The sequence below is a fragment of the Plantactinospora alkalitolerans genome, assembly GCF_015690345.1.
In the GTDB taxonomy this organism is placed as follows: Bacteria; Actinomycetota; Actinomycetes; order Mycobacteriales; family Micromonosporaceae; genus Plantactinospora; species Plantactinospora alkalitolerans.
The window spans coordinates 1-15,823 of record NZ_JADPUN010000205.1 but is presented as its reverse complement, the minus strand read 5'-3'; the positions used below and the strand labels follow the sequence as shown (position 1 = coordinate 15,823).

Annotated in this window: 13 protein-coding genes; 9 read left to right on the top strand and 4 right to left on the bottom strand. The window is 71.5% G+C overall.

Annotation, left to right across the window (positions count from 1 at the left end):
• The first annotated feature begins 4 nt into the window (after positions 1–4).
• Positions 5–661: a class I SAM-dependent methyltransferase gene (locus I0C86_RS22335; protein ID WP_196203221.1), complete on the top strand. Its 657-nt coding sequence runs from the start codon at positions 5–7 to the stop codon at positions 659–661.
• Positions 662–761: 100 nt separating this feature from the next.
• Positions 762–1,121, top strand: a complete 360-nt coding sequence (locus tag I0C86_RS22330) for a hypothetical protein (protein ID WP_196203220.1) — start codon at positions 762–764, stop codon at positions 1,119–1,121.
• A gap of 94 nt (positions 1,122–1,215) precedes the next feature.
• Here I0C86_RS22330 and I0C86_RS22325 read toward each other — a convergent pair whose 3' ends face one another.
• Positions 1,216–3,954 carry an ATP-binding protein gene (locus I0C86_RS22325; RefSeq protein WP_196203219.1) on the bottom strand — a complete coding sequence of 913 codons (2,739 nt, stop codon included), beginning with the start codon at positions 3,952–3,954 and terminating at the stop codon, positions 1,216–1,218.
• A 136-nt stretch (positions 3,955–4,090) separates the two neighbouring features.
• On the opposite strand from I0C86_RS22325, the gene I0C86_RS22320 reads away from it, so the two are divergent.
• The 7 genes from I0C86_RS22320 (at position 4,091) to I0C86_RS22290 (ending at position 12,748) form a co-directional block, all read left to right on the top strand.
• Positions 4,091–4,687 carry a dihydrofolate reductase family protein gene (locus I0C86_RS22320; RefSeq protein ID WP_196203218.1) on the top strand — a complete coding sequence of 199 codons (597 nt, stop codon included), beginning with the start codon at positions 4,091–4,093 and terminating at the stop codon, positions 4,685–4,687.
• Between the two features lie 82 nt (positions 4,688–4,769).
• Positions 4,770–5,114 (top strand): DUF1801 domain-containing protein, encoded by a 345-nt coding sequence (locus tag I0C86_RS22315; RefSeq protein WP_196203217.1) that lies wholly within the window; start codon positions 4,770–4,772, stop codon positions 5,112–5,114.
• A gap of 207 nt (positions 5,115–5,321) precedes the next feature.
• Positions 5,322–6,467: a serine hydrolase domain-containing protein gene (locus I0C86_RS22310; RefSeq protein ID WP_323373787.1), complete on the top strand. Its 1,146-nt coding sequence runs from the start codon at positions 5,322–5,324 to the stop codon at positions 6,465–6,467.
• A 459-nt stretch (positions 6,468–6,926) separates the two neighbouring features.
• The gene (locus I0C86_RS22305) at positions 6,927–9,740 is read left to right on the top strand and encodes an ATP-binding protein (RefSeq protein ID WP_196203215.1); all 2,814 of its coding nucleotides are present in this window, start codon (positions 6,927–6,929) and stop codon (positions 9,738–9,740) included.
• A gap of 173 nt (positions 9,741–9,913) precedes the next feature.
• On the top strand, positions 9,914–11,311 hold the full coding sequence (locus I0C86_RS22300; protein ID WP_196203214.1) for a class-III pyridoxal-phosphate-dependent aminotransferase: 1,398 nt from the start codon (positions 9,914–9,916) through the stop codon (positions 11,309–11,311).
• Between the two features lie 156 nt (positions 11,312–11,467).
• The gene (locus tag I0C86_RS22295; RefSeq protein ID WP_196203213.1) at positions 11,468–12,313 is read left to right on the top strand and encodes a hypothetical protein; all 846 of its coding nucleotides are present in this window, start codon (positions 11,468–11,470) and stop codon (positions 12,311–12,313) included.
• A gap of 93 nt (positions 12,314–12,406) precedes the next feature.
• Positions 12,407–12,748, top strand: a complete 342-nt coding sequence (locus tag I0C86_RS22290) for a hypothetical protein (RefSeq protein WP_196203212.1) — start codon at positions 12,407–12,409, stop codon at positions 12,746–12,748.
• 110 nt (positions 12,749–12,858) lie between these two features.
• Here I0C86_RS22290 and I0C86_RS22285 read toward each other — a convergent pair whose 3' ends face one another.
• The 3 genes from I0C86_RS22285 to I0C86_RS22275 all read right to left on the bottom strand — a co-directional run bounded on the left by I0C86_RS22285 (position 12,859) and on the right by I0C86_RS22275 (position 15,655).
• A complete protein-coding gene (locus tag I0C86_RS22285; RefSeq protein ID WP_196203211.1) occupies positions 12,859–13,386 on the bottom strand; it encodes a DUF6244 family protein in 528 nt (175 codons plus the stop codon).
• A 197-nt stretch (positions 13,387–13,583) separates the two neighbouring features.
• Positions 13,584–14,246, bottom strand: a complete 663-nt coding sequence (locus I0C86_RS22280) for a lipoprotein (RefSeq protein WP_196203210.1) — start codon at positions 14,244–14,246, stop codon at positions 13,584–13,586.
• Positions 14,247–14,419: 173 nt separating this feature from the next.
• A complete protein-coding gene (locus I0C86_RS22275) occupies positions 14,420–15,655 on the bottom strand; it encodes a sodium:proton exchanger (RefSeq protein WP_323373785.1) in 1,236 nt (411 codons plus the stop codon).
• Positions 15,656–15,823 lie beyond the last annotated feature (168 nt).

Below are 15,823 nucleotides of genomic sequence, written 5' to 3'. Positions count from 1 at the left end.
CCTGATGCCGCACTCCTCCGACCGCCACCGCGCCCACGGTGGCGTCCTCCACCACGCACACGGTGGCGTCCTCCACCACGCCCGTGGCTACGAAATCGTGTCGATGCTGGCCTTCGGCGGGTTCCGCCGCCACACCTACGACGCCCTGGTCCACGCGTCCGGCGCCCAGCCCGGCGACCGGGTCGTCGACGTGGGCTGCGGCACCGGCTACCTGACCCGCCGGGCGGCCGTCGCCGTCACGCACACGGGTACGGTCACCGGAGTCGACCCGTCCCCGCAGATGCTCGCCCTGGCCCGCCGCCACGCCCCGCCGACGTGCACGTTCACCGAGGCCGGCGGCGAACGCCTGCCGGTCGACGACGGCACCGCCGACCGGGTCGTGTCCTGCCTGGCCTTCCACCACATCCCGCCCGAGCTGCGCGCCGACGCCGTCCGGGAGATGCACCGCGTGCTGCGCCCCGGCGGACGGCTGCTGGTCGCGGACTTCCGGCCGCCGCGCGCATGGCCGGCCCGGCACCTGCTCGGCGCGGTGGCCGGCCCCGCCATGCGGTACGACGGCAGCGACGAGGTCCTCGCCGCCGTCGAGGCCGCCGGATTCCACGACGTCACCACCGGCCGGCAGCGACCGCTGCTGTTCGTGGTCACCGCAACCCGGCCGTGATCCCGTACGGATCAGCCAGCCCGTGTGTCCCGGCCGCGGCGTAGCTGACACCGGAACTCCGGCTAGGGTGGCCAGCGCGTCTGGGGAGGAGGCGACGTGGATGGAACTCTCGATGTTTCTCGCGCCGGGTGAAACGTCCGACGTGGTCGAACTTGCCGAGGAGGCCATGGCGCTGGGTGACCGGTTGCTCGGGCACGCCGTCCACGGTGTCGAGTCGGTGCGTCAGGGTGACGTACCGGCCGCTGTGAGGCCTGTGGACGCGTTCGCCATGGGCTCGCTGCTGGTCATCCTGGCGCCGACGGCGCTACCTGCCGTCATCGGGCTGGTGCAGGAATGGCTGGCCAACCGGCCTGTGCCCGCCGTCCGGATGGTGATCGACGATGATGTCCTGGCGGTGGGCCGGGCGTCACGCAACCAGCAACACCGGGTGGACGCGTTCCTACGGCGCCACGCCGGCTGAGGGCGCGCCGATGGGCGGGATCCACGACGCGCTGATGGTCGCCTCCGGTACCTTCGACGACCTGGGCCGCACGTTCGCCGTACCGGGCGACGACTCAATGAGCCGGCACCCCGACACCGAGGGCGGCGAGGTCCCGCCGGCCCTCGGCGGCGCGGTCGGGTAACAGCAGGAGCGTGCAGGCTCGCTCGAACCGGGCGCCGATGCGCTCCCATCCGGCCACCGAGGCGGTGAGGGCGGCGGTGTCGCCGTAGAGGCGACCTCGGGCGCGGGCGGTGCCGGCGGTTGCCCACGCGCTCTCGTGCCGTTCGGCGGCCGACAGCAGGTCCGGTGCGTCGGGAAGTCCGGCGACGACGGCCAGCTCGGCGCCCACCGCCTGCGAGTAGGGCGGAGACCAGCTGCGGATGCCATTGAACGTCAGGCGGACAAGCGCGGCGGCGTCCTCGACCCGCCCGGCGTGTACGGCGAGCCGCGCGTCCACCATCGTCACGAACGTGGAGTGCGGGGGCAGCTCCCCGATGACCTCGACCGCACGGGAACGCCACAGCGCGTACCCCTCGTCGTCGCCGCGCAGTCCGTGGACGAGGGCGACCGCGGCCATCGGCGGCGACATCGTGCCGGTGCGCGGACGGCCGGCCCGCCGCCAACCCTCCCACGCGGTACCCGCCATCCGCAGCGCCTCGTCGAAGCGCCCGCTGAGCACCAGCGGCGTGATCAGGAGGGCAGCCGAGTAGTAGGAGCTGCCGGCGAGGTCGTCGTCAATGGTCCGCTGGCCGATCGACAGGGCGGCCGGCAGGTCACCGACGCCGAGGGCGGCCAGGTGGGCCATCCGGTACGTGTCGACGATCTCCGGAGCGGCGTTCGGGTCGTGCCGGGACATCGCGGGCAGCAGGGTCATCCGCTCGTCCATGATCCGGCGAACGTCCGCGCCCCGCCCCGCCACGATGTCGGCGGTGGCCACCGCGTCCAGAGCCGCGCTGATCAGCACCGGATCGCCGGTGGCCCGGGCGGCTGCCGCGGCGGCCTCGGCGAGCGCGGGGTCGGCCTCGTACCTGTCGGAGGTCGCGGCCCAGGCCGCCGCCTCGGCCAGGCGGGCCGCCACCACGGCGTCGCTCGACCCTCCGGCTGCCGACGCCGCCTCGTCGAGGAGGTCACGCAGGCGCTCGTACGGAACCTCGGCGGCGAAACCTGCCGGGTGCCGCCGGGCGGTGGTGACCGCCTGCGCCAGCGCGATGGCCGTGGCCCCGCGATCCCCGGCCATCCGGGCCCGCTGTGCGGCGGCGAGCAGCAGGTCGAAGGGGCGCTGGCCGTCGTCGCCGACCGCATGCGAAACGGCGGACGCCGCGTACAGGTCCGCCCCGGCATCCCCCGGAGCGGGGGCCCGCTCGGCGGCGGTCCGGTAGTGGCCCAGCGATTCCATCAGGAACCGCCGTGCGTAGGCGAGGTGGGCCAGTGCCCGGGCCAGCCGGTGCGGCAGCTCACCCGGGCCTTCGGGGGCGGCGGCGAGGGCGGCTCTGAGATCGTCGGCGACGCCGTCGAACTCCTCGTACCACTCGTCGCCGTCCAGCCTCGTCTCCAGCTCGGTGGCGACGGCGGCCGCCCAGCGCAGGTGCCGGTCCTGGATCTCCGGCCGCTCGTCCGAGGCGTCCAGCTGTTCGGTGGCGAACGCGCGCACCGTCTGCAGCAGCCGCCACCGGGCCGCGCCGCCCCGGCGGTGCACGGTGACCAGGCTCTTGTCGGCCAGCCTGCCGAGCACGTCCGCGACCGTGCCGCGAGGGCTTCCGGCGGAGCTCACCGCGGCGACGGCGTCCAGGTCGAACGCCCCGGCGAAGGCGCCGAGCCGCCGGAACAGCGCCTGTTCCTCGTCGTCGAGCAGGTCGTGGCTCCAGCCGATGACCGCGCGCAGCGAGCGGTGTCGCTCGTCGGCGCCCCTGCCGCCGGCCACCAGCCGCAGGTGGTCGTCGAGCGCGGCCAGCAAACCGTTCTCGCCCAGGGTGGCACTGCGGGCCGCGGCCAACTCGATCGCCAGCGGCATGCCGTCCAGCCGCGCGCACAGCTTCGCGACCACGGTGGGGTCTGCCGCGAATCCGGGGTCCGAGGCGGTGGCGCGGTCGATGAAGAGCCGCTCGGCGTCGGATTCCAGCGGCAGCGGGCCGAGCGGTACGGCACGCTCGCCGGGCACGCCGAGACGTTCCCTGCTGGTGGCCAGGATGCGCGTACCCGGACAGCCGGACAGCACCCGCTCGGCGAACGGTGCCACCACGTCGATCACGTGCTCGCAGTTGTCCAGCACCAGCAGCGATCGACCCTCCCCGAGCCGCTCGATCACGGCATCCTCGAGCGACTGCTGGGGACGCTCGCTGACACCGAGCGTGGCGGCCACCGCCTGTGCGACGTACCCGCCGCGAGCCGGAACGAGATCGACGAACGCGCCGCCGGAGGGGAATAGAGGCCCGGCCGCCTCGGCGATCTGGCCCGCCAGCCGCGTCTTGCCCACCCCGCCCGGTCCCACCACGGTCACCAGCCGGGCGCCGCGCAGCGTCTCCATCAGGTGCTCGCGCTCCGCGCTCCTGCCGACGAAAGTGGTGAGCGCCGACGGCAGGCCGGCCAGCCGCCCGGGTACCGGCGCCCCCGCCTGCACCTGTACGGCGAGTTCGCCGAGCGCCCTCCGGTCGGCGACGCCGTACTTGCGCAGCAGCGACGAGACGTGGTTCTCCACGGTCCGCACGGAGATGTGCAGCCGGCCGGCGATGTCGGCGTTGGACAGGCGCGAGCCGAGCATCACCAGCACCTCGATCTCCCGCTTCGACGCTCCGGCGGGATGCGTGACCTCCATCGCGCCATCATGCCCGACGGTGGATCGGGGATGCGTAGTCACATGAGTGGTGGAATGCGTGGTCGCCGCCGATGCCCGTCCCGTCCCCCGCGCGGCAGGCTCTACCCGAGTTCACCGAAACCACCTGGGAGACATCATGGGACGCGTCGTACTGTCCATCTTCACCACCGCCGACGGGGTCGTCGACGACCCGCAGCGGTTCACCTTCCAGTTCGTCAGCGAGGACTTCATGCGGACCGGGCTGGCGCAGTTGGAGGCCGCCGACGCGCTGCTGCTCGGCCGGGTCACCTACGAGGGGTTCGCCGCGTCCTGGCCGAACATGACCGACGAGGCGGGCTTCGCCGACAAGATGAACAGCATGGCGAAGTACGTCGTCTCGACGACGCTGGACCGGGGCGAGTGGAACAACACCACCGTCATCAGCGAGAACGTCGCCGAGACGATCGCCAAGCTGAAGGCCGAGGTGAACGGCGACATCCTGATCTACGGCAGCGTCGCACTGGTCAGGTGGCTGCTGCGCAACGAACTCGTCGACGAACTGCGCCTGGTCACCTACCCCGTCGTGATGGGCGGTGGCGTGCGCCTCTTCGAGGAGTCGGAAGAGCCGTCGGTCCTCCGGCTGGTCGGCGCGCAGGCGTTCGACTCGGGCGTGGTCGTGCTGACCTACGCCCCCACCGAGGACAGGCTCGTCGGGTGGGGGCAGGAGCCCGAGGCCCCCGGCGGCGAAGGGTAGGAGCGAGGCGGCGCTCGACCCTCGGCTACGACACGTTCCGTAGACCCATGCTTTCCAGCGAAAAGTGATGAAGGAGAAGGCCGTGAGCGACGATGTCACCCAGTACATCAACAAGACGCAGCCGTGGCAGATCGACGTATGCGAAAAGCTACGTACGATGATCGACCAGAGCATTCCAGGTGTCGAGGAACGGCTTCAGTACGGCAAGCCGCATTACCTCAAGAACGGCCACTACGCGGCCGTCATCGCGGTAGCCAAGTCCAAGGTTTCGTTCATGGTCTTCAACGCGACGGACATTCCTGAGGTCAAGGGATTCCTCCGGGCAATGGGCAACGGTGAACGCAAGACTGTCGACATCAAGGAAGGGCAGGACGTCGACTACGACGCCCTCGCCAGCATCCTGGGAAAGACCACTGCCGCCCTGTAGCTGCCAGCGTGTCTGCCGTGTCAGGGCCTGATCGACCTGCCCTGCCCGGGGAAATCCCCCAGCAGAAGACGGCCGTCAGCCGGCTGCCGGCCGGGCCGCCGCGTGCCTAGCGTGCTCTTGCGTAACCACAGATAACGACAGGAGCCCGATATGAGCGCACGTTCCGCAGTACGGGGGACGCCGAGGTGGCGGAGGGTCTTGGCGGCCGTGACGGCCGGCACGGTGCTCGCCACGGCGGTCGGCGGTGGGGCCGGATCGGCCGCACCGCCGACCGCCAGTCACCGGTCCACGGACACGATGCTCCAGCACGGCCTCGACGACCTGCGCGACCTCGGCGTATCCGGGACGGAGGGCCTGGTCCGAGACGGGCACCGGATGACCGTGGCCCGCAGCGGCGTGGCCGACCTGGACACCGGCGCGCCGATGCCGGTCGACGGGTACTTCCGGATCGGCAGCACCACGAAGACGTTCGTGTCGGTGGTGCTGCTCCAACTCGTCGGCGAGGGTCGGATCGGACTCGACGACCCGATCGAACGCTGGCTGCCCGGTGTCGTCGACGGCAACGGCAACGACGGCCGGCGCGTGACCGTACGCCAGGTCCTGCGGCACACCAGCGGCCTCTACGACGCCACCAACGACCTTGCCGCGCTGCGGTCGGCCGACGAGTTCCTGGCGCACCGCCTCGACCACTACAGCGAGGCCCAACTGGTGGCGATGGCGATGCGCCACCCGCCACTGTTCGCCGCCGGCACGCACTGGAGCTACTCGAACACCAACTACCTGGTGGCCGGGATGCTCGTCAAACGGGTCACCGGACACCTGTGGCACACCGAGGTACGCTCCCGGATCCTGGTGCCGCTGCGCCTGTCCCATACGTTCTACCCGGGCGACCAGCCGACCCTCCCCCAGCCCCACGCGCAGGGATACCGGCAGTTCGCGCCGGGCGGGCCGCTGGTCGACACGACCGTCTTCAATCCGACCGTGACGGCCTCGGCCGGCGGCCTGGTCAGCACCACCACCGATCTGGCCCGCTTCTGGCAGGCGGTGGCGCGCGGCCGGCTGTTGCGGCCCGGACAGCTGGCCGACCTGCAGCAGACCGTGCTGGCCGACGGGTTTCAGGAGATCCGACCCGGCATCCGCTACGGGCTGGGCATCATGTGGATACCCAACCGGTGCGGCGGCTCCTGGGCGCACGTCGGCTCCATGCCCGGAATGAGCACGCTCGCCGCGGCCACCCCGGATGGGCACCGCTCGACGGTCCTGTACCTGGCCACCGAGCTGGCCGACCCGGACCGGGCATGGGCGGTCACGCAGCGGCAGTTGGCACTGCTCGACGACCTGATCTGCGGATGACGGGTCATCCACCCACCAATCGCCGGCCTGTGGCCGGCACTGGATGAGACTGCCGTATCCACCGTAAGGACGGATCCGGGTCCAAGGTGGTCGGACCTGGGGTGGCCGAAGCGGTGACGCTCCACGGTGCACAGCGCCGAAACCGTCGCGGATTCCCAGGTCGCCGAGCCGGGCCTGCCGACAGGGCCGGTCCGCCGACGACCGCCGTGGTGGCCGGGTCGCCGCACCCAACGCGGCCGGGCAGCGGCTGGTGCGCCGAAGGCGCATCATGACCAACACCACGGTCACCGACCGCGACCGCGGACCGCGCGACGAGACCGTCCCGCCCAGGTACGGGGGATCGGCGATCCGTACGGGGCACCCGCACGACATCGGTGACGGCATCGCTTCGAACGGGTTACCGGGGGGATCGGGTCGCGGATCTGCGTATCGGCCGGTCGTCAAGGCGGAGGTGGCGGATTGGACCAGGACGAGCGGCAGGTCGCCGCAGCCGAGTTCGGCCGGTGGGTGAAGGCACGCCGGACCGAACTGATGCTCAGTCAGGAGCAACTGGCGGCCCGCGCCCGGGTGAGCATCCGAACCGTCCGTAATCTCGAGGCCGGCCGATCCGGTACGCCCCGGCTGGAGACCCGGCGGCTGGTGGTCGCGGCGCTCGGGGCCGACGAGCACGAGGAGTCCAGGGCGGCCCCGGCGCCGGTGGCGTCCCGAGCGGCGGCTTCCTCGGCGGTCGCCGTCGTGCCGGCGCAACTGCCGGTCGACACTGCCGGGTTCGTGGGGCGGAGCGACGAGTTGCGCCGGCTCGATGCACTGCTGGAAGCGAGCACCGCCACTCTTCCCGGCCAGGATGGCGTCGATACCGCCCCGGCCAACCCGGTGACGCTCCTGACGGTCGCCGGCACGGCCGGGGTCGGGAAGACCGCGCTGGCGGTGCGCTGGGCACACCGGGTACGCCACCGCTTCCCGGACGGCCAGTTGTTCGTCGACCTTCGTGGCTTCGCGCCGGGCACGGGGCCGGTTCGCCCGCTCGACGCGCTGTCCCAGTTTCTCCGGGCCCTGGGCGTGCGGCCGGAGGAGGTACCGACCGATATTGAGACCGCCGCGGCCATGTACCGGTCGATGCTGGCCGACCGCCGCGTCCTGGTGCTGCTGGACAACGGTTGCGACCCCGATCAGGTACGCCCCCTGCTGCCGGGTGGCGCGAACAACCTCGTCCTGGTGACCAGCCGCGATCACCTGAGCGGTCTGATCGCCAGGGAGGGCGCCACCCGGCTCACCATGGGCCTGCTCCAGCCCGACGAGGCCCGCGCCCTGCTCGGACGGATCCTCGGCGACGCACGGGTCTCGGCGGAGCCGGAGGCCACCGCTGAACTGGCCCGGCTGTGCGCGTTCCTGCCGATGGCGTTGCGGATCGCCGCCGCCAACCTGCACGGACAGCCGTACCAGACCGTTGCCGGGTACGCGGCGACGCTGCGGCCAGACCGGCTGTCCGAACTGGCGGTGCACGGCGAAGTGCAGTCCGCGGTACGGGCGGCGATCGACCAGTCGTACTTCGCGCTTCCGGAGTCCGCCCGCCAACTGTTCCGGCGGCTCGGCCTGATGCCGTGCCCGGACGTCAACATCGAGTCGGCCGCGGCGATCGGCGACGTGACCTCCGCCGAGGCGGCGGTCACGCTTGGCCTGCTGGCCCGCGTTCACCTGCTCGAACAGCGCGGGCCCCGCCGGTTCGGCTACCACGATCTGCTGTGTCTCTACGCCCGCGAGCGGGCGCACGCCGAGGAGGAGGAACCCGCCCGGCAGGCGGTCGTCACGCGGTTCTACGACTACTACCTGGAGATGGTCGACAGCGCCGCCAACGTCCTGCATCCCCAGCTCATGCGGCTGGCCCCGCTGCCCGGCGGGCCCGCCGCCAGCGACGTGCCCCGGTTCGACGACCCCGGCCAGGCCTCCGGATGGCTGGACGCGGAGCACGCGAACCTCCTGGCCGCGATCACCCACGCCGCCGTGCACGGGCCCCGCCCCGCGGCCTGGCGGCTCGCCGACGGCATCCGCGGTCATCTCATGTTCCGGATGGACACGGTGGACTGGATGAGCACCGCCGGCGCGGGTCTCGCGGCCGCGCGCGCCGATGACGACCTGCCCGGTCAGGCGGCTGCCCACCTCAGCCTCGCGACCCTGTACTCCCGGCTCGGCGACCAGGAACGCGCCGCGAGCGAATACTCGCTGACCATCACGCTGGCCCGGCGTGCCGGTTGGCTGGACGGCGCGATGGCCGCGCACGGGTCGCTCGGCAACGTGTACCTGCGGCTGGGGCAGGCGGCGGAGGCGGCCGTGAACTTCGCCGACGTGCTGACGCACGCCCGCCGTACCGGTCGGGCCCCGATCGAGGCTACCGCGCGGTCCAACCTCGGAGTGGCCTGGCTGGAACTCGGCCGGCTGGCGGCATCGGCCGACGAGGCCGAGAAGGCCCTGGCGGCGTCCCGGCTGGTCTCCGCGCGGAGCATCGAGGCGAACACGCTCGCCAACCTCGGTCAGGCCTGCCATGCGCTGGGACGGTTCGACCGTGCCAGGGAGTGTTTCGAAGGGGCGCTGGCGCTACATCGGCAGCTGGGCGACCAGGACAGCGAAGGATGGACGCTCTGCGGCCTCGCCGCGTTGCACTGCGACACCGGTGACCATGCGGGCGCCCTGCGGCTGGCCGAGGACGCGTTGGACATGACGCGCGGTGACAGCCACAACCGGTACCGGGTCGACGCGCTCAACACCCTGGGCACCATCCTGGAGCGCCTTGGCCGGCACCGGCCGGCGGTCGACCATCACCGCCAGGCGCGGGACCTGGCCGGTCGGAGTGGGTACCGGTACGCCATGACGGTCGCACTGCTCGGGGAGGGCGCCGCCCTGCGGCAGCTCGACGAGCCCACGTCCGCCCTCGACGCGGTGACCGCGGCGCTGGACATCGCCGCCAGTAGCGGGTACCGCGTGTTGGAGGGCAGCGCCCGGTCCCTCCGCGCCGAACTGCATCTCGACGCTGGCGAACCGGGTCCGGCCGCCACCGCCGCGGAACTGGCGGTCGCCGTGCAGCGGGAGACCGGGTACCGCCTCGGCGAGGGGTGCGCGCTCGTCGTGCTCGGCCGGGCCCTGACCGGCGCGGGCGACGTGGTCGCCGGGCGGGCCCACTGGCATGCGGCGCTGGCGCTGTTGCGGGACATCGGCGCGGCCGAGGCCCGGACGGTACGCGCCCTGCTGAGTCGCTCCGAGACGCTGCCTGCCGGTTAGCGTCCGCGTTGCCGCTATTTTGCCGGTCCGCTGCTCGATTTTGCCCATCGGTTGCCTCGTCCCCGGCACGCTTCGGTCCATACGTTGGGGTGCCGAGGAAGGAGTCGGCATGCCGCCATTCCTGAGCGTCGTTATTTCGAGCCCGGACCTGCTGGACCGGCCGGGGGGTCGACGTGACCGGCCGTGATCCGGGTCGGCGGTACCTGATGGGCACCTCGCCCCGGACCCACCGGCTCGACGTGACGGCCACCGGAGCCGAGGGCTCCTGGATCGAGCTCGCCGACGGGCGCCGGCTGCTCGACTTCCATGGTCAGCACATGTGCATCGGCGTCGGGCACCGTCATCCGAAGCTGACCGCCGCGCTGCACCGCGCCGTCGACCGGCTCGACTACGTCGCGGACTTCTTTCCGCACCAGGACAAGGACCGGGCGGCGAGGCTACTGGTCGAGGAGACGATGGACGAGTCGGCCTGGGTGGGCGGGGTGCGGTTCGTCTCGTCCGGGTCCGAGGCCACCGAGCTGGCCATGATCGTGGCCAAGCTGTACAAGAACCGCCCGCTGATCGTGACGCGCGACCTCGCGTACCACGGGTGGACCGCCGGTGCCGCCGCCGTCACCGGGATCACCGCCCTGCGCAACGGACTCACGCTCGAAGACGGGTCGAGCCGGCCCGTGCCGACCTCGCACCCGCCGTACCCCTCGGCGCCTGCGCCGATCTGCTCCTCCTGTCCACTGGGCCAGACCTATCCGAGCTGCAAGGATTCGACCGGCACGTTGGCGTGCGTCAATGCGACCGAACGGGTGATCCGGTCCGCGGGCGTCGACCGGGTGGCCGCGTTCATCACCGAGATCTGGCACGGTGCCGGCGCGTTCCTGGTGCCCGACGAGTACGTCGGCCAGATCCGCGAGCTGACCCGGCGGCTGGGTGTGCTCTGGATCGACGACGAGGCGATCTCCGGCGTCGGCCGGACCGGTCGTTGGTGGGCGTTCCAGCATTACGACGTGCATCCGGACATCATGACCGCCGCGAAGGGTCTCAGTAGTTCCGCGGTACCGGTCGGGGCCTGCCTGGTGAGTACGGAGATCGCCGACTTCTTCGGCCGGGGCTGGTGGGGGCACAGCAGCACGTTCGCCGGCCATCCGCTGGCGCTGGCGGCGGTGGTCGCGACGCTGGAGATCATGATCGAGGAGGATCTGGTGTCTCGCGCCGCCGACCTGGGCGGCGTCGTGGAGAGCCGGCTCAAGGACATCGTCGCGCGGCACGGGTGTGCGGCCGGCTACAGCGGCCGGGGCCTGGTCTGGGGCGTCGAGCTGATCCGGGATCCGGCGACCGGTCAGCGCTGGGTCGAGGCCGACCGGTGGCGGAATCCCGGTCTCGACCCGACGACCGGCTTCCAGCCCACCGGCCTGGTGCTGGGCGAATGTCTGCGCCGCGACGTCCTGCTGTTCAGCTACGCGCCGAACACGGTCACCATCGCGCCCCCGCTGCGGATCACCGCCGAGGAGATGGAGATCGGACTCGACGCTCTCGACGCGGCCCTGGACCGGCTCGACGAACGGAACGCCGCGTAGCGGGGCGCAGGTGAACGGGAGGTGGCCGGACCGGATGTCCGGGCATCGGAGTCGGAGCTGACCGCCAAGTGCGCATCGACGCGGCTGTCCGGTCCCGGTGCTTCTGTGCGAGCATCGATCGATCGGCGCTGTTGGTGCTCGCTTGGGGAGGTTCGGGTGGGCGATCGGAAGCGGAGCAGCCGGCGGCAGCGCCGGGAACCGATCCGCCGGATGATCCCGCCCACTCCTGGTCCGGATGATCGCCGGTTCCGTCGGAACGAGCCGGCGCTGATGCCGGTGTACGAGTTCAGTCCGATGTTCGGGCAGCTCGTCGAGGCTCCGGTGGAGGTCGTGCCACTGCTCGCGGCCCTTGCCGTGCTGCACCAGAAACAGAGTGGCATGCCGGTGGGGACCTGCGTTCCGACGAGCTATCAGATCAGTGGGGCGTTGCGCCATCTCGGCTTCGACGCCGAGCCGGTGGCTGCCTGCGCCACGCTCCACCGGGCCACCGACACGTTCTCGGAGGTTGCCGAGGTGGGAGTGTCGAAGCACCCGCCGGTCGTACATCCCGACGGCACCACGAACGGGCACATGGTCGTATGGACGTCGTCGTTCGCGCGGCTTGTCGACGCCACGCTGGTGCAGGACCCGGTCCTGTTGGCGGCGGCCCAGGTTGATCCGGTCTATTCGATGCCGGTGTTCGTCGACGTCTCCGCGGACCGCGAGGAGTTTCTCCGGTCCAGGCCGGTCGTCCAACTCGATGACCGCCTGCACGCGTCCTGGGTTCTGCTGCCGGAGTGGACGACGTCGATGGACCCGATTCTGGAGGGGAAGACCGGGACGATCGTGAAACTCGGCGCGCTCGGTCTGGCGACAGATGCGCTCCGCCTGATCCGGGCTCTGCGGAAGGAACGGGATCTGACAGCGTTGCCGGCCCGGTATCCGCGACTCGGGGCGCTGCTGGCGGGCGACGAGCGACTGACGGAACTACCGCCCGAGCCGCTGCCCGAACCGGCCCGCTGAGGAGACGCGCCCGCTCGCTGCTACCGCACCGGGCGGAGGTTCGGCGACGAACGGCTCTGGTGATTCAGTCTGGCAGGGTGCCATGATCGGCTCGTGTCGCTGTGGGAGGCCGCCTGGCGCATCGGGGTACCGCTGGTGGTCGTCGTCTGCGCCGCGGTCGCCGCGTCCGTCGCCTTCTCCGGCCCGCCCGACGAATTCTCCCGGCCACGCGGCTGGCAGTGGGCGTGGGTGGGTTTGTGGCTGATGGCGGCCGGTGAGGCGGCGTTCGGCACCAACCGATCGTGGTTCGAGCGCGCCTGGAAGGGCGCCGTCGCGCTGTTCGTTGCCGTGGCCGTCACAGTCGCCGTGTGGCGCCACTACCGCTGGCGGAAGCGTTTCCAGCTTCCGGACGACTCGCCTCCGGTCGTCGCCCGGCCGCCCCGGTCGGACTCGTAGCCTTCCCGGGCGCATCGTCACGCCCTGCTCGTCCGGGTCTCCGACAGCCGGAGGTAGTTCCGAGACGGACGGTCTGGTCCTCGGCAGCCAGGGACACCGGCTCAACCGGGTCAGTTTCCCGAGGAGCCGAGTTGTCGCGCCTCGGCGATCGCCGCGTCGACGAACTGCCGGGCGCTGCCGGTGCGTTGGGTGACCTGCACGAGGACCTGTTTGATGCTCTCCAGCGCCGACAGCATCGGTCCGGGCTGGCCGCCCTGCAGGATGACGGTGACGAGTTGCTGCGTCTCGGTGACCTGCTCGATGGTCCGGGTCGCCACGGCACGGACGTCGTCGAGGGTGTTCTGCGTGGGTGTCAGCCCGCTGATCGTCTCGTCGGGTGAGGACACCTGGGGGACGGCGGCGGTTCTCTTCGTCGCCCCTCCGATCAGTTCACCGAGTTCGCCGAGGCGGCCCTGGATACCGCTGACCGCGTCTCGTACCCGGGCCATGCCCGCCGCCACGGCGAGGAAGCCGGCGCCTGCGGCGCGGGCAGCGACCTCCTGCGCCTGTTTGCCGGTGGCGGCCGCCTGGCCCTGCGCCCGCTCGACGCCCGCCGACAGGGCACGCAGTTCACCGGTGACCTTTTCGATACTCGACACGTGGCGGAATTCCTCAACGGGTAGTGAAGACGGTAGGTGACTGAAATTACCCGTCCCCACCCGAAACCACCAGGTCGTGTGGTCGGCGGCGAGATCGCCGAGCTGCCGGAACACCGGACCACCGTGGGCACGCCACTTTCCGCACCGAGTAATGCCGCTCGCCTCCGGTCCGCTGGTCCAAGCCGCGGTCCGCCGCGCTACCTGGTCACCGAGACCGTCTGCTTCGCGAGTTGGAACGCCGGGAACACCGCCTCGAACTCCTCGGTATCGGAACCGCTCAGCGTCAGCAGCATCGTGCCGTACCGGGTCGCCACCACCAGCGCCCGACCCCGCTTGGCCTCACCGGTCAGTTTGCTCTCCTCCATGAACGTCACCTCGGTGGCGATCAGCGGACCGGCCTTGGTGTTCCGGTACTGCACGTCCGTGAGCTTGCCGTACTTGGCGACGAACTCCTCCAGGCCCTTGCGCGCGCCGATGACCGCACCCCGGTCGACGACCCAGACCCGCATGAAGCCGATGTTGCCGGCCGGCCTCGCGTCGATCTCACAGCTCATGGTGGATCCGCCCACCTGGATCAGTTCGGCGAAGTCCGGGTTGAACACGACCGGCTTGGCTTTCCACTTCGCGGGCAGATCGAAGGTGATCGGCAGCTCGCAGGGCGAACCCTCCGGACCGACCTTGGCGGCCGCCGTCGCGGGCGCGACGTCGTCGTACCAGGGAGGACCCGGCGCCACCGGCGTCGCACTCGGGCTCGCCGAGGCCTTACCGCCGGCCGACGGTGTCTCGGCGGAATCGCCGCAACCGGCGGCGATCCCGATGATGACCGCGGCCAGTACGGCCACGCGAATTCGTCTGCCCACGTCTGCGCCGCTCCCGTTGATGTTGAAGGCGGCGCACAGCAAACCCGAGTGAGCATTCGGAAGTCAAATGAGTTCACGTGGTCGAAGGGCTCGCTCCGGCGGTCGTGGAGAGCCGGGCGACCGGGTCGGGGCGACGGGCCCGGCGACCCGGGACCCGACCGGTACGCCGTGGCTCAGGTGCGGGGCCGGGCCCGACCGGTCGGCCAGGCGGCGCGTACCAGGTCGGGCACTTCCCGCCGATGACGGAGCAACAGGATGCCGGCCAGGATCGCGTACGCGACGGCGACCACGTAGCGGACCATCTGTGTCGGTATGGCGAACTGCACGGCGAACAGCAGAAGCAGCAGCGCCGCCTCGCTCCGGGAGATGCGTAGATCCAGCAGGACCGCGACGCCGAGCAGGGTCTGCGCGGTGGTGAGGTACAACTCCTCGGTCTGCCGGTCGTCCAGCGGCAGCCCGGTCAACTCCCCGCCACCGAGGAAGAAGGCGATCGGCAGGCAGGCGACGAGCAGGGTCCACTGGTTGAGCTTCGCCGCCAGCAGGGCCCCCAGCCCGTCGTCGGCCCGACCCCGGAGGGCGAAGGCCACCGCCACGATCACCTCCGGAGCCTCGGAGGCGACCGGAGCCAACCACTGCACGAGCAGGAACTCGTCGATCCCCAACGTCGATCCGGCCTCGACGAGGGACTTGCCAAAGGGCTCGGCCGCACTCAGGATCACCACCGCGGCCGTACCGAACAGTGCCGCAGCGGTAAACCGGCGTCGCGCGGTGGGCTGGTCGGCGAGGGTGGCCGCCACCCCCACCAGCCCCTCCTCGGCGTGCTCGCTCCGCCCGATCCGGGACAGGTAGAGCGCGTACAGGCCGCCCAGGACCACGGTGTCGTACCAGGCCAGTCGACCGGTCAGCGGGATGACCAGCGCATACACGGTCGCCATCAACAGGTACACGGTCTCGGTCCGCCGGTGCGGGGACAGGCGTACGCCGTTGCGGTCGCCGGGCCGCCCCCGTCGGCGTACGGCCCAGATGGCGAAGAAGACCAGCAGTGGCCAGGCCACCCCGATCAGCAGACGGTTGGCGCCGGTCATGTTCGCCAGTGCGAACGCCGCGAACTCCGGGTCGGAACCGGCGGCGAACGCGAAGTAGATGTCGATCGCGTACTCCGGTAGCACCGCCACCAGGGCGAGCAGCGCCAGTGCGAGACTGCCGGGCAGGTCCACCCGGGCCACCTCCGAGGCCCACATCAGCAGCGCCACCGCCGACAGCACGGCCACCCCGAAGACCGCGATTCCGACCAATGGCGGCAGATGACCGCCGGACATCCGGACGGCAACGGCCGGAACCGCGGCCAGCGCCGCGATGCCGACCCGGGTCGCGACGCCCCGGGAGGACACCGTGACATCGAGTCTCACCCGCACTGCCGCCACCCCCGTCCGTCGGCATCGAGCCTGCCGGACCGGGCCGGGAACAGCGGCCGAACCGACCAGATTCACTCGGGCACCGAGCGCGGTGGGCCGGCCCGCCGCCCCGGGGCACTGGCGCTGGGCGGTGCGGCGCTGGCGGTGGGCGGCGGGCCGGCC

Excerpts from the sequence above, each read along its gene's own strand:
- I0C86_RS22325 (WP_196203219.1), bottom strand. The coding sequence starts at position 3,954 with ATGGAGGTCACGCATCCCGCCGGAGCGTCGAAGCGGGAGATCGAGGTG.
- I0C86_RS22320 (WP_196203218.1), top strand. The coding sequence starts at position 4,091 with ATGGGACGCGTCGTACTGTCCATCTTCACCACCGCCGACGGGGTCGTC.
- I0C86_RS22335 (WP_196203221.1), top strand. The coding sequence starts at position 5 with ATGCCGCACTCCTCCGACCGCCACCGCGCCCACGGTGGCGTCCTCCAC.
- I0C86_RS22330 (WP_196203220.1), top strand. The coding sequence starts at position 762 with ATGGAACTCTCGATGTTTCTCGCGCCGGGTGAAACGTCCGACGTGGTC.